Below are 15,527 nucleotides of genomic sequence, written 5' to 3'. Positions count from 1 at the left end.
GGCTCGACAGGTGAGCCAGCGACCTCGCCGCAACAGTCCCGGGTCGTGCAGTCCTCCCTTGTTTCATTTCCGGGGATTCTGCCGCATGGGCGCGGGTGAACAGAGGCGAACCGCCCCCTCGAACAAGGGGCGGTGTGCATGTCGTTTCCCGAAGGGGCTCAGTTCCAGTTGGCGGCGATGACGGTAGCGAGACTGGCCTGGTAGGTGGAGGACAGGGAGGTCTGCCCGACGGCTGGAGGGGAGAAGCTGGCCATGGCGGTGACGAGGTTGTCGACCGCCGAGTCGAGAAGCACCTTGCCGTCGGCGGTGGTGAACTGCTCCAGGTGGTGCTGGCTGCCGAGGTACCAGTCCTTGACGGTGGCCTTGTCGGAGGTGCCGATGATGGAGACCTCCAGGTCATTGCCGAGGGCGCGGAACCAGAGCTGGTCGGAGGCGATGCCGGCGGTGAAGCGCAGGGTGTCGAGGTTGCCGGCGGAGGCGTCGGTGTCCACGATGGTGTCGGCATTGCTGCCGCGGCCCATGACATAGGTGTCGTTGCCGGCTGCCCCGGTGAGGGTGTTGGCCAGACTGTTGCCGGTGATCTGGTTGGCCAGGGCGTTGCCGGTGGCGGTGAGGGCGGAGCCGAACAGGGCGACGTTCTCGACGTTGGCGCCGAGCGTGTAGCTGAGGTAGGCCTCGACGGAGTCGGTGCCTTCGCCCGCGAGTTCGACGACGGTGTCACCGACGCTGGCGACGCGGTAGGTGTCGTTGCCGGAGCCGCCGAGCATGGAGTCGTCACCCGCGTTGCCCAGCAGCGTGTCGTTGCCAGCGCCGCCGATCAGCGTGTCGTTGCCGGCGCCACCGTCGAGGAGGTTGTGGCCCGAGTTGCCGGTGAGGGTGTTGGCGTCGTCGCCGCCGTAGCCGTTGAGGTTGGCCGAGCCGGTGAGGGTGAGCCGCTCGACGTTGGCCTTGAGGGTGTAGGAGACGGAGGCGTTGACCTGGTCGGTGCCGGCCCCGGCTGCCTCGTTGACGACATCAGCGGTGTTGTCGACGAAGTAGGTGTCGTTGCCGGCGCCACCGGCCATCGTGTCAGCGCCGGTCAGCCCGTCGAGGACGTTGTTGGCGGCGTTGCCGGTGAGGACGTTGTTCAGGGCGTTGCCGGTGCCATTGAGAGCGTTGGTGCTGCCCAGGGTGAGGTGCTCGACGTTGGCGCCGAGGGTGTAGTGGATCCAGGCCTCGACGGTGTCGTTGAGGCCTTCGTTGGCCAGTTCGATGACCACATCGCCAGCGGAGCCGACGCGGTAGAAGTCGCTGTCGGCGCCGCCGGCCATGGTGTCGGAGCCGGCGCCACCGAGCAGGGAGTCGAAGCCGGCGCCACCGACGAGGCTGTCGTTGCCCTCGCCGCCGTCGAGGGTGTTGTCGCCCGAGTTGCCGATCATGGTGTTGGCCGAGGCGTTGCCGACGGCGCTGATCGAGCCGGAGCCCTGCAGCGTGATGTGCTCGACGTTGGCGCCCATGATGAAGTTCCGGGCGGTGCTGAAGACGACATCGGTGCCTTCGCCGGCCAGCTCGGTGATGATGTCGGCGGAGCTGTTGACGTAGTAGGTGTCGTCGCCGGTGCCGCCGACGGCGGTGTCAGCCCCCTCGCCACCGTCGAGGGTGTCGTTGCCGGCGCCGCCGGTGAGGACGTTGTAGCCCCAGTTGCCGGTGATGTGGTTGGCCAGGGCGTTGCCGGTGGCGTTGATGTAGTAGGCCGCGCCCGCCAGGACGAGGTTCTCGACATGGTCGGACAGGGTGTAGCTGGTGTTGACGGCCTCGACGGTGTCGGAGCCCTCATCGGCGAGTTCGACGACGATGTCGGTGCTCAGGCCGACGCGGTAGGTGTCGTCGCCGGTGCCGCCGAGCATGGAGTCGGAGCCGGCGTTGCCGTAGAGGCTGTCGTTGCCGGCGCCGCCGAAGAGGGTGTCGCTGCCTTCGCCGCCGTCGAAGAGGTTGTCGCCGGCGTTGCCGGTGAGGACGTTGGCCAGGGCGTTGCCGGCGCCGCCGATGGAGGCCGAGCCCAGCAGCACGAGGTTCTCGACGTGGGCCTCCAGGGTGAAGTAGGAGGCGGAACTCAGGACGGTGTCGGTGCCGTCGGCGGCGGAGCGTTCGATGACGCGGTCGCCGGTGGACTCGACGAGGTAGGTGTCGTCACCGGAGCCGCCGACGAGGGTGTCGATGCCGGAGCCGCCGTCGAGGGTGTCGTTGCCAGCGAGGCCTTCGAGGCGGTTGCGGGCCGAGTTGCCGGTGAGCAGATTGTCGAGCGAGTTGCCGAAGCCGGAGAGGGCGGCCGAGCCGGTGAGGGTCAGGTTCTCGAGGTTGGCGCCCAGGGTCCAGGTGAGGGAGGACTGGAGGGTGTCGGTGCCTTCGCCGTCATATTCGGTGACGATGTCCAGGGCGTTGTCGACGACATAGGTGTCATCGCCGCTGCCCCCGACGAGGGTGTCGGCGCCGGAGCCGCCGTCGAGGGTGTTGGCGCCGGTGTTACCGGTCAGCACGTTGGCCAGAGCGTTGCCGGTGGCGTTGATGGCGGCCGAGCCGGTCAGGGTGAGGTTCTCGACGTTGGCCGAAGCTGTGTAGGAGACAGACGACTGGATGAGGTCGGTGCCCTCGGAGGCGGCTTCGGTGACCACGTCGGCGGCGTTGTCGACGACGTAGGTGTCGGCCCCGGTGCCGCCGACCATGGTGTCGGCGCCCATTCCCCCGTCCAGCGTGTCGTTGCCAGCGCCTGCCGTCAGGATGTTTGCCCCCGCATTCCCGACAAGGGCATTTGCCAGTTCGTTGCCAGTCGCATTGATCGCGCCCGTGCCGGTGAGGGTGAGGTTCTCGACGTTGGCGGAAGCGGTGTAGGAGACCGAGGACTGGATGAGGTCGGTGCCTTCGGAGGCGGCTTCGGTGACGACATCGCCCGCGTTGTCGACGACGTAGGTGTCGTTGCCCGCACCGCCGGTCATCGTGTCAGCACCTGCACTGCCGTCGAGCACGTTGGCACCCGCATTGCCGGTGAGGGCGTTGGCCAGTGTGTTGCCGGTGGCGTTGATTGCGCCCGAGCCGGTCAGGGTGAGGTTCTCGACGTTGGTGGAAGCGGTGTAGGAGACCGAGGACTGGATCAGGTCGGTGCCTTCGCCAGCGGCTTCGGTGACGACATCGCCCGCGTTGTCGACGACATAGGTGTCGTTGCCCGCACCGCCAGTCATCGTGTCGTTGCCAGCGCCTGCCGTCAGGATGTTTGCCCCCGCATTCCCGACAAGGGCATTTGCCAGTTCGTTGCCAGTCGCATTGATCGCGCCCGTGCCGGTGAGGGTGAGGTTCTCGACGTTGGCGGAAGCGGTGTAGGAGACCGAGGACTGGATGAGGTCGGTGCCTTCGGAGGCGGCTTCGGTGACGACATCGCCCGCGTTGTCGACGACATAGGTGTCGTTGCCCGCACCGCCGGTCATCGTGTCGGCGCCTGCACCGCCGTCGAGGACGTTGGCACCCGCATTGCCGGTGAGGGCGTTGGCCAGTGTGTTGCCGGTGGCGTTGATGGCGCCCGAGCCGGTCAGGGTGAGGTTCTCGACGTTGGTGGAAGCGGTGTACGACACCGAGGACTGGATCAGGTCGGTGCCTTCGGAGGCGGCTTCGGTGACCACGTCGCCCGCGTTGTCGACGACATAGGTGTCGTTGCCAGCACCGCCGGTCATCGTGTCAGCACCTGCACTGCCGTCGAGCACGTTGGCACCCGCATTGCCGGTGAGGGCGTTGGCCAGTGTGTTGCCGGTGGCGTTGATTGCGCCCGAGCCGGTCAGGGTGAGGTTCTCGACGTTGGTGGAAGCGGTGTAGGAGACCGAGGACTGGATCAGGTCGGTGCCTTCGCCAGCGGCTTCGGTGACGACATCGCCCGCGTTGTCGACGACATAGGTGTCGTTGCCCGCACCGCCAGTCATCGTGTCGGCGCCTGCACCGCCGTCGAGCACGTTGGCACCCGCATTGCCGGTGAGGGCGTTGGCCAGTGTGTTGCCGGTGGCGTTGATTGCGCCCGAGCCGGTCAGGGTGAGGTTCTCGACGTTGGTGGAAGCGGTGTACGACACCGAGGACTGGATCAGGTCGGTACCTTCGGAGGCGGCTTCGGTGACCACGTCGCCCGCGTTGTCGACGACATAGGTGTCGTTGCCAGCACCGCCGGTCATCGTGTCAGCGCCTGCACCGCCGTCGAGCACGTTGGCGCCAGCGTTGCCGGTGAGAGCGTTGGCCAGCGCGTTGCCGGTGGCGTTGATGGCGCCTGAGCCGGTCAGGGTGAGGTTCTCGACGTTGGCGGAAGCGGTGTAGGAGACCGAGGACTGGATGAGGTCAGTGCCTTCGGAGGCGGCTTCGGTGACGACATCGCCCGCGTTGTCGACGACATAGGTGTCGTTGCCCGCACCGCCGGTCATCGTGTCGGCGCCTGCACCGCCGTCGAGGACGTTGGCACCCGCATTGCCGGTGAGGGCGTTGGCCAGTGTGTTGCCGGTGGCGTTGATTGCGCCCGAGCCGGTCAGGGTGAGGTTCTCGACGTTGGTGGAAGCGGTGTACGACACCGAGGACTGGATCAGGTCGGTGCCTTCGGAGGCGGCTTCGGTGACCACGTCGCCCGCGTTGTCGACGACATAGGTGTCGTTGCCAGCACCGCCGGTCATCGTGTCAGCGCCTGCACCGCCGTCGAGCACGTTGGCGCCAGCGTTGCCGGTGAGAGCGTTGGCCAGTGTGTTGCCGGTGGCGTTGATGGCGCCTGAGCCGGTCAGGGTGAGGTTCTCGACGTTGGCGGAAGCGGTGTAGGAGACCGAGGACTGGATGAGGTCAGTGCCTTCGGAGGCGGCTTCGGTGACGACATCGCCCGCGTTGTCGACGACATAGGTGTCGTTGCCCGCACCGCCGGTCATCGTGTCGGCGCCTGCACCGCCGTCGAGGACGTTGGCACCCGCATTGCCGGTGAGGGCGTTGGCCAGTGTGTTGCCGGTGGCGTTGATTGCGCCCGAGCCGGTCAGGGTGAGGTTCTCGACGTTGGTGGAAGCGGTGTAGGAGACCGAGGACTGGATCAGGTCGGTGCCTTCGGAGGCGGCTTCGGTGACGACATCGCCCGCGTTGTCGACGACATAGGTGTCGTTGCCCGCACCGCCGGTCATCGTGTCGGCGCCTGCACCACCGTCGAGCACGTTGGCGCCAGCGTTGCCGGTGAGAGCGTTGGCCAGCGCGTTGCCGGTGGCGTTGATGGCGCCTGAGCCGGTCAGGGTGAGGTTCTCGACGTTGGCGGAAGCGGTGTAGGAGACCGAGGACTGGATGAGGTCGGTGCCTTCGGAGGCGGCTTCGGTGACCACGTCGCCCGCGTTGTCGACGACATAGGTGTCGTTGCCCGCACCGCCGGTCATCGTGTCGGCGCCTGCACCGCCGTCGAGGACGTTGGCACCCGCATTGCCGGTGAGAGCGTTGGCCAGCGCGTTGCCGGTGGCGTTGATGGCGCCTGAGCCGGTCAGGGTGAGGTTCTCGACGTTGGTGGAAGCGGTGTAGGAGACCGAGGACTGGATGAGGTCGGTGCCTTCGGAGGCGGCTTCGGTGACGACATCGCCCGCGTTGTCGACGACATAGGTGTCGTTGCCCGCACCGCCGGTCATCGTGTCGGCGCCTGCACCGCCGTCGAGGACGTTGGCACCCGCATTGCCGGTGAGGGCGTTGGCCAGTGTGTTGCCGGTGGCGTTGATTGCGCCCGAACCGGTCAGGGTGAGGTTCTCGACATTGGCGGAAGCCGTGTACGACACCGCGGACTGGATGAGGTCGGTGCCTTCAGAGGCTGCTTCGGTGACCACATCCCCCGCGTTGTCCACGACATAGGTGTCGTCACCGATGCCGCCGATCAGCGTGTCTGCACCGGCCTGGCCGTCGAGCGTGTCATTGCCGGCCAAGCCTGTGAGCGTGTTGGCACCTGCATTGCCGGTGAGGGCGTTGGCCAAGGCATTGCCGGTGGCGTTGATCGTGGTGGTGCCGGTGAGGGTGAGGTTCTCGACGTTGACCGAAGCTGTGTAGGAGACGGAGGACTGGATGAGGTCGGTGCCTTCGGAGGCTGCTTCGGTGACGACATCGCCCGCGTTGTCGACGACGTAGGTGTCGTTGCCCGCGCCGCCGGTCATCGTGTCAGCACCTGCGCCGCCGTCGAGGACGTTGGCGCCGGTGTTGCCGGTGAGGGCGTTGGCCAGCGTGTTGCCGGTGGCGTTGATGGCGGCGCTGCCGGTCAGCGTCAGGTTCTCGAGGTTGGCGCCCAGGGTCCAGGTGATCGATGATTTGACGAGGTCGGTGCCCTCGCCGGCAAGTTCGGTGGTGACATCGCCCGCGTTGTCCACGACGTAGGTGTCATTGCCCTTGCCGCCCTTGAGGGTGTCGGCACCGGTGCCGCCATCCAGTACGTTGGCCGAGGCGTTGCCCGTGAGCACGTTGGCGAGGTCGTTGCCGGTGGCGTTGATCGGGCTGTCTTGGGCCGGGGTGAGCGTGACTTGCAGGTTCTCGATGGCCCAGGATTCGTTGTTGCCACCTTCCCATCCGCCGCCACCGGCAAACAACTGGATATTCAGCGTGCTGCTGGTGTGTGCGAACGACAGTGCCGGCTCGCCATCCATGTTGTATGCGCTCGCCGACCATCCACCGAAACCGCGGGATTCGTAGCCGCCGAGTCGAGTGCCGTTGTAGGTCACGGTACCCGATGCGTTGTTGGTCGTGGCCTGAAGCACGACCTGACCGTCGACTGCCACATTGAACAAGTCGAACATGTCGGGCGTGGCGCCCGGTCGGTCATCCATGCTGTCCCACGAGTCGATCAAGGCCAGGAGGAACTGGACGTCGATCGCCGTGTGAGCGGGCAGGTTGTTGAAGGTCAAGGTGGTGGCGGCAGCCGGGTTACCGGTGGCGGTGTTGCGCAGGAAATTTCCTGCGAACCCCAGATCCGCGAAACCCTGGACGCTTTCGGTCGTGACCACACCAGACAGACCGCCGCTGCCCTTGGTGCCAAAGTATTCAGCCCCGTCGAAGTCGTTGCTGTAGATGAGCATCGACGGCGGTGGATCCAGCAGCGTCAGGTTCTCGACATTCGCCGCCAAGGTGTATGACACCCTCGACTTCACGAGGTCAGTGCCTTGGCCTGCGGCCTCGGTGACGACATCGCCTGCGTCGTCGACCAGGTAGGTGTCGTTGCCCGCGCCACCGGCCATCGTGTCCGCACCTGCCTGACCGTCCAGCGTGTTGGCGGCCGCATTGCCGGTCAGCACGTTGTCCTGCGCGTTGCCGGTGCCGTCCAAGGCGGCCGTGCCGGTCAGGGTCAGGTTTTCCAGCGTGTTGCCCAGTGTGTAGTTGACGGCCGCCTGAACCAGGTCAGTGCCTTCTCCGCTCGATTCAAGCACCACGTCACCGACCTCGTCCACCACGAACGTGTCGTCACCGGTGCCGCCGATCAGCGTGTCTGCACCCGCACCCCCATCCAGCGTGTCGTTGCCGGCCAGACCTGTCAGGGTGTTGGCGGCGGCATTGCCTGTGAGGACGTTGGCCAGTTCGTTGCCCGTGCCGCTGACGGATTCAGTGCCGGTCAGGGTCAGGTTCTCGACGTTGGTCGACAGGGTCCAGTTCAGGCCGGTCTGGACCAGGTCGGTGCCTTCACCTGTGAACTCGTGCGTGAGGTCACCCTCGTGGTCCACCTTGTAGGTGTCGTTGCCGCTGCCGCCGACCATCAGGTCTGCGCCTGCACCGCCGTCCAGCACATTGGCTGCGGCGTTGCCGAACAGGCGGTTGTCGAGCGCGTTGCCGGTGGCGTTGATCGCGGTGCTGCCGGTCAGCACGAGGTTCTCGACCTGGTCCGCCAGGGTCAGGCTGACCGAGGTGCGCACGGTGTCGGTGCCTTCGTCGGCGTTTTCGGTGACGACGTCCGCGGTGCTGTCCACCACGTAGACATCGTTGCCGCTGCCGCCCACCAGCGTGTCATTGCCCGTGCCGCCATCCAGCCAGTCGGATCCCTCCAGACCAACGAGGCTGTCGTTGCCGGCCAGCCCGGTCAGGCTGTCGTTGCCAGAGGAGCCGGTGAGCGTGTTGGCACTGGCGGTGCCGCTGACGGCGTTGGTGGCCAGCATCGCCTGCAACGTCACCCAGTCCCAGGTGGTTCCATCGGCGAAGCGGACCATTTGCACCGGGTTGTAGCCGTTGCTCGGGTCGTCGAACATGAAGCCGTGGACCGTGATCTTGTCGGACGTGCCAGTGATCGACAGCTCGAGTGCCCGCTCACTGCCCCAGTACGGGTCGTAGACGAGGCGCACTGCAACTTCGGAGGGCACAACCCCGGCCTTGAACTGCAGTGTATTGAGCCGGTTCCAGGTGGGGTCGTGGCTATCGTAGGCGTAGATCGCATCCCGACCATCGCCCTTGCCAAACAGGTAAACGTCGTTGCCGTAGCCGCTGGTCAGCCCATCGTTGCCCAGGCCGCCGTCGAGCGTGTCGTTCCCGTCGCCGCCGTCGAGCCAGTCATCACCTTGGCCGCCCAGCAAACTGTCATCACCTTCGCGTCCATAGAGCGCATCGTCCCCGTCGTCGCCAATGAGCGTGTCATGGCCGAGATCGCCAGACAGACTGTCATGTCCGCTACCGCCGGTGAGCACATCATCGCCGCCAGCGCCTTCCAGGTTGTCGTTGCCGATTCCTCCGGACAACGATTCGTTGGCGATGGTTCCGCGGACGGAGTCATGGCCGTCGGTGGTGGTCAGGGTCTTGGCGACGATGGTGGCGAGATCCCAGGTGGTGCCGTCGGCGAACGTGACCTGCTGGAGCGGGTTGTAGCCGTTGGCCGGGTCGTCGCCGTAGAAGACGCCGTTGAAGGTGATGGTGTCGAAGGTGCCGGCGATGGAGAACTGGAGGGCGCGGTTGCCGCCTTGCCAGTTGTCATAGACCTGACGCACGGTGACTTCGGAGGGCAGGACACCGGCCTTGAACCGCAGGGTGTTGAGCTTGTCGGCAGAGGTGTCGGAGTTGTAGTACGCCTGCACCAGATCCTGGCCGTCGCCCTTGCCGAAGAGGTAGGTGTCGTTGCCGGCGCTGCTGGTCAGGGTGTCGTTGCCCGCACCGCCGTCCAGGGTGTCGCTGCCTTCGCCGTCGTCGAGCCAGTCGTTGCCGGAGCCGCCGAGCAGACTGTCATGGCCATCTTCCCCGTACAGCGCATCATTGCCATCGCCACCGCTGAGCGTGTCGTTGCCCGCGGCGCCGTTGAGCGTGTCATGGCCCGCACTGGCGGCAAGAGAATCATTTCCGGTCAGGCCGCGCAGGTTGTCATGGCCGTCGGTGGTGGTCAGGGTCTTGGCGACGATGGTGGCGAGATCCCAGGTGGTGCCGTCGGCGAACGTGACCTGCTGGAGCGGGTTGTAGCCGTTGGCCGGGTCGTCGCCGTAGAAGACGCCGTTGAAGGTGATGGTGTCGAAGGTGCCGGCGATGGAGAACTGGAGGGCGCGGTTGCCGCCTTGCCAGTTGTCATAGACCTGACGCACGGTGACTTCGGAGGGCAGGACACCGGCCTTGAACCGCAGGGTGTTGAGCTTGTCGGCAGAGGTGTCGGAGTTGTAGTACGCCTGCACCAGATCCTGGCCGTCGCCCTTGCCGAAGAGGTAGGTGTCGTTGCCGGCGCTGCTGGTCAGGGTGTCGTTGCCCGCACCGCCGTCCAGGGTGTCGCTGCCTTCGCCGTCGTCGAGCCAGTCGTTGCCGGAGCCGCCGAGCAGACTGTCATGGCCATCTTCCCCGTACAGCGCATCATTGCCATCGCCACCGCTGAGCGTGTCGTTGCCCGCGGCGCCGTTGAGCGTGTCATGGCCCGCACTGGCGGCAAGAGAATCATTTCCGGTCAGGCCGCGCAGGTTGTCATGGCCGTCGGTGGTGGTCAGGGTCTTGGCGACGATGGTGGCGAGATCCCAGGTGGTGCCGTCGGCGAACGTGACCTGCTGGAGCGGGTTGTAGCCGTTGGCCGGGTCGTCGCCGTAGAAGATGCCGTTGAAGGTGATGGTGTCGGAGGTGCCGGCGATGGAGAACTGGAGGGCGCGGTTGCCGCCTTGCCAGTTGTCATAGACCTGACGCACGGTGACTTCGGAGGGCAGGACACCGGCCTTGAACCGCAGGGTGTTGAGCTTGTCGGCAGAGGTGTCGGAGTTGTAGTACGCCTGCACCAGATCCTGGCCGTCGCCCTTGCCGAAGAGGTAGGTGTCGTTGCCGGCGCTGCTGGTCAGGGTGTCGTTGCCCGCACCGCCGTCCAGGGTGTCGCTGCCTTCGCTGTCGTCGAGCCAGTCGTCACCAGCACCACCGAGCAGACTGTCATCGCCTGTTTCGCCGTACAGCCCATCATTGCCATCGCCGCCGCTGAGCGTGTCGTTGCCTGCGCCGGCGTACAAGGTGTCATTGCCCTCATCGCCGTGCAGTGCGTCGGCCTGCCCTGCACCGACCAGATAGTCATGGCCTGCACCGCCGCTGAGGGTGGTACTGCCATAGATGCCGATCAGCGTGTCGTCTTTGGCGGTGCCGGTGAGCACCTTGCTGGCGAGGGTGGCCAGATCCCAGGTGGTGCCGTCGGCGAACTTCACCTGCTGGACCGGGTTCCAGATGTTGGCCGGATCGTTCGAGTCGAAGAAAGCACCGATCGTGACCACATCCGATGTGCCGGCGATCGACAGCTCCAGGTTGTTGCCATTGCGGCGGGCCCCGATTTCGGAGGGCAGGACACCGGTCTTGAACTGCAGTGTGTTCAGCTTGCCTGGCGCGTCGTCGCCGATCAGGCCGATCCAGTCCTGACCGTCACCCTTGCCGAACAGGAAGGTGTTGTTGCCGTAACCGCCGAACATCAGGTCATCGCCGGCACCACCGTCGATCGTGTCGTCGCCGTTCTGGCCTTCCAGTGAATCGTTGCCACCGCCGCCCAGCAGCAGGTCGTTGCCCCCGCCCGCATAGACGGTGTCGTTGCCATGACCACCGTCGACCGTGTCGTCGGCCAGTGTCCCCCAGCGCATGTCTGCGTCGTCCGTGGTGAGCATGGCCTTCTGGACCAGCGTGGCGGTATTCCACACCGTGCCATCCGCGAAGGTGACCTGCTGGATCGGGTTGTTGGCGTTGTCCGGGGTATCCCCCGAGAAGAACTCCCGGATCGAGATGCGGTCTTCGGTGCCGCCGATGGACAACTCCAGTGTGTTGCCATCGCGGCGTGCCCGAACCGCCGAGGTGGTGATGCCGCTGCCGAATTGCAGCGTGTTCAGCTTGCCGACCGTGCTGTCGCTGGTGTACTCAATGGTATCCTGTCCATCGCCGAGCGCGAACTGGTAGGTGTTGTTGCCGGTGCCGCCGTTGAGCCAGTCGTCGTTGAGGCCACCGACGAGCGTGTCGTCGCCTTCCTGGCCGTACAGCGCGTCCCGATGATCCTGACCGTTGAGCACGTCGTTGCCAGCGCCGCCCAGGAGCACATCATCTGCCCCACCGCCATTGATCGTGTCGTCGCCGTTGCCCCCCTCCAGCGAGTCTTCGCCGAACTGGCCCGTCAGCACGTCATCGCCATCACCGCCGTACAGCGAGTCGTTCTGCAAGGTGCCGGTGATGGCATCCGAATTCGGCGTGCCACTGACGTTGATGCCCGTGGTCCAGGTCGTGGCTTTCCCGATGATCGTGTCGATATCCCAGACGGTGCCATCAGCGAACTCGAACCGCTGCACGTCGTTGTAGCCGTTGACCGGCGTGCCGTTCCAGAAGAAGTCGTCGATACGGATCTTGTCCGCTGTGCCATCGATCGATACCACCAGCCAGTCGTTCTCGCGCTGGACGATGACTTCATTGGGCGCAACGCCGTCCTTGAAGCGCAGGACGTTGTTCTTGTCGGCGCGGTCGTCCCAGGCGTAGGTGATGAAATCGATGCCATCACCCTTGCCGAACAGGTACACATCGTCGCCAGTGCCGCCGTCGAGATGGTCATTCCCGGCGCCACCATCGAGTGTGTCGTTTTCGCTTTCACTGTACAGCGTGTCGTTGCCGTCCTGACCTTGCAGCAGGTCGTTGCCGTGGGAGCCGTAGAGCAGGTCATTGCCCGTGCCACCGCTCAGCGTGTCCTGCCCGTCGCCGCCGTGGAGCGTGTCGCGGCCTTGGCCGCCGTCCAGCGAATCGTCTCCGCCGAGCCCGTTGAGGGTGTCATCACCGCCTTGAGCTGTCAGCGTGTCATGACTTTCGACCAGGCCGACCAGGTCATCGGCCTGATCGGTACCGAGGAAGGTCTGCTGCGTGATGGCCGCCAGATCGTTCCACACGGTGCCGTCCGCGAATTCGACACGCTGCAGATCGTTGAAGACGTTGTTGGGCTCGTTGTTCCAGAAGTAGCTCTGGAAAGAGATGCGATCCGAGGTGCCGGCGATCGTGAGTTCGAGCGTGTCACCGACACGGCGCGCGATGATGTCGCCCGGGGCCACGCCTTCCTTGAAACGCAGGGTGTTGGTCTTGGTGGCGGGATCTTCGTACCAGGTGTAGGTCACCACGTCCTGACCGTCCCCACGGCCGAACAGGATCGTGTCGTTGCCGTAGTCGCTGGTGATCACGTCGTTGCCGGCGCCACCGTCGAGCGTGTCGTTGCCGTTGCCGCCGTACAGTGTGTCATTGCCAGCACCGCCGACAAGGCTGTCGTTGCCGTTCTCGCCCCACAGGGAGTCGTTGTTGGCGCCGCCCAGCAGCGTGTCACTGCCTTCGCCGCCCCACAGGGAGTCGTTGCCGATGTCCCCGGTCAGGGTGTCGTCCAGCGCCGTGCCGGCGATGGCATCCGCTTCGGTCGTGCCGGTGAAGGCCTGCGAGAGGATGGCGGGGATGTCCCAGACGGTGCCGTCGTCGAAGATGATCTGCTGGACCGGGTTGGGCTGGCCGCTCGGGTTGGAGGCGTAGGGGTTGCCATACCAGAAGAAGCCGTCGATGGTGACGCGGTCGGTGGTGCCGGCGATGGACACCACGAGCTGGTCGCCGTTGCGCCTGAGCGTGACCTCGTTCGGGTTGATGCCAGCCTTGAGCGCGAGGGTGTTCAGCTTGGCGGCATCGGGGTCGCCGTAACTGGAGATCCAGTCCTGACCGTCGCCCTTGCCGAAGCGGTAGACATTGTTGCCAAGTCCGCCTTGCAGCACATCGTTGCCGGTGCCGCCTTCCAGGGTGTCGTTACCTTCATCGCCCATGAGGCTGTCATCACCGCCGCCGCCGAGGATCAGGTCGTCGCCTGCGTGGCCGTAGACGGTGTCGTTGCCAAGGCCCGCTGAAATGGTGTTGTCCAGATGGGTGCCTCGCAGCACCTCGGTGCTGTCGGTGCCGGTCATGGGCATGGCCATGACCGCGGCGATGTCCCACAGCGTGCCGTCGGCAAAGCTGATCTGTTGGATGCCGTTGTAAATGTTGCTCGGGTCGTCCCCGTAGAAATAGTACTGGATCGTCACCGAATCCGTGGTGTCAGCAATCGAGAGTTGCAGGTTGTCATCGATGCGGCGCAGCACGATCTGGCCCGGGGTGATCCCTTCGTTGAACTGCAGCGTGCCTGCGCTGTAGTAATGCGAGCTGATCACGTCCTGCCCATCGCCTCGACCGAACAGGTAGACATTGGTGCCATCGCCGCCGTGCAGAAGGTCATTGCCTGCGCCCCCGCTCAGCGTGTCGTCGCCGTAGCCACCATCGAGCGAGTCGTTGCCTGCGCCACCGACAAGGCTGTCGTCGTCGCCGCCGCCATACAGCGCGTCGTCGCCGATGCCACCGTCCAGCGTGTCGTTGCCTGCACTGCCGACCAGGTTGTCCGCGCCTTCATCGCCTTGCAGCAAATCGTCACCCTCATGGCCGACGATGGTGTCATTGCCCGCCAGACCGCTGATCGTGTCGCTCTCGCCATAGCCTTGGAGGCTGTCATCCCCCAGGCCGGGAACCTGGACCAGGTTCATCAACGTGGCACTGTCCCAGACAGTGCCGTTGAAGAACCGAACCTGTTCGACAGGGCTCAAAGGACTGGAAAGATCGCTGGAGGTGAAGAATTCGCTGATCGAGACACGGTCCGTGGTGTCGTTGACGGACAGCACCAGGGTGTTGTCCACGCGCCGGGCCGTGATGTCTCCAGCCACGATGCCGGCCTTGAATTCCAGCACACCGTCAGCGTACCAGCTGTAGCTGATCTGGTCCTGTCCGTCACCACGACCGAAGCGGAAGACGTTGCTGCCATAGCCGCCGTTGAGCACGTCGTTGCCGGTGCCACCATCGAGCGTGTCGTCGCCATCGCTGCCATGCAGACTGTCATTGCCCGCCCCGCCCAGCAGTGCGTTGTTTCCGGCCTCACCATCGATCCAGTCATCGCCTGTACCGCCGCTGAGGACGTCATTGCCTGTGCCTCCGTAGAGCGTGTCATGGCCAGCACCCGTGTCGATGGTGTCGTTCGAACTGAACCCGCGCACGAAGTCGTTACCACTGCTCAGGGTGACGGTCTTGGCCTTGATCGTGGCGAGATCCCAGGTGGTGCCGTCGGCGAAGGCCACCTGCTGCACGCCGTTGTAGTAGTTGCCAGCGGGCTCGTCACCCCAGAAGAAGTTCTCGACCGTCACGCGGTCACCCGTGCCGTTGATGGCGAGCACCAGGCGTACACCGTCCCGCGACACCATCACGTCACTGGCTGCGACACCCGCCTTGAACTGCAGCGTGCTGAACTTGTCGACGGCGCCATCCGCCGCCGAGACAACATCCTGGCCATCGCCGCGGCCGAACCGATACGTGTTGTTGCCTGTGCCCCCGTCCAGATGGTCGTTGCCTGCACCACCGTCCAGGGTGTCGTTGCCTGCTTCACCGTAGAGCGCGTCGTTGCCCATGCCGCCGTCAAGGACGTCGTTGCCGGCGGCGCCGTTGAGCATGTCGTGGCCCATGCCGCCACTCAGGGTGTCGTCGGTGCCGAGGCCGCGCAGGCTGTCCGAATCGGTCGTGCCGGCCATGGCCATGCTGACGAGCGTGGACAGGTTCCAGGTGGTGCCGTCATGGAAGACGACCTGCTGCACGGCGTTGTACTGATTGGCCGGGTCGTCGTTCCAGAAGAATTCCGCGATCCACAGCTTGTCGGAGGTGCTGGTGATGGCGAGTTCGAGGCTGTTGCCGACGCGCCGCACGAACACTTCGCTGGGCAGCACGCCGGCCTTGAGCTGGACCGTGCTGAGTTTGCCGGGGGTGTCATCCCAGTACGATCCGATCGTGTCGCGTCCGTCGCCCTTGCCGAACAAATAGGTGTTGTTGCCGCTGCCGCCGTTGAGCAGGTCGTAACCGGTTCCGCCGTCCAGCGTGTCGTTTCCGCCCTCGCCGTGCAATACGTCGTCGCCGTGTCCGCCGAGGATACTTTCGTCAGCCGCTGTGCCGGTAATGCTGTCGTTGCCGCTGGTGCCTGTGATGGTATTCGCCATGATTTTCCCCAATTGGTTTTGAACGGGTAAAACGGGCGCAAGAAAATCACCGGCATCTGCCATATT

The 15,527-nt window shown here is 65.2% G+C and carries 1 protein-coding gene; it reads right to left on the bottom strand.

The window, feature by feature from the left end:
• Positions 1 to 158 precede the first annotated feature (158 nt).
• Positions 159 to 15,461: a calcium-binding protein gene (locus U5O44_RS04230; RefSeq protein WP_322587224.1), complete on the bottom strand. Its 15,303-nt coding sequence runs from the start codon at positions 15,459 to 15,461 to the stop codon at positions 159 to 161.
• Between the last annotated feature and the right edge of the window lie 66 nt (positions 15,462 to 15,527).

Origin of the sequence: Sphaerotilus sp. (genome assembly GCF_034519685.1) — a bacterium.
Classification (GTDB): Bacteria; Pseudomonadota; Gammaproteobacteria; order Burkholderiales; family Burkholderiaceae_C; genus Sphaerotilus.
The sequence above is the reverse complement of the archived record's forward strand: the minus strand, read 5'-3'. Positions and strand labels throughout refer to the sequence as shown.

Excerpts from the sequence above, each read along its gene's own strand:
- U5O44_RS04230 (WP_322587224.1), bottom strand. The coding sequence starts at position 15,461 with ATGGCGAATACCATCACAGGCACCAGCGGCAACGACAGCATTACCGGC.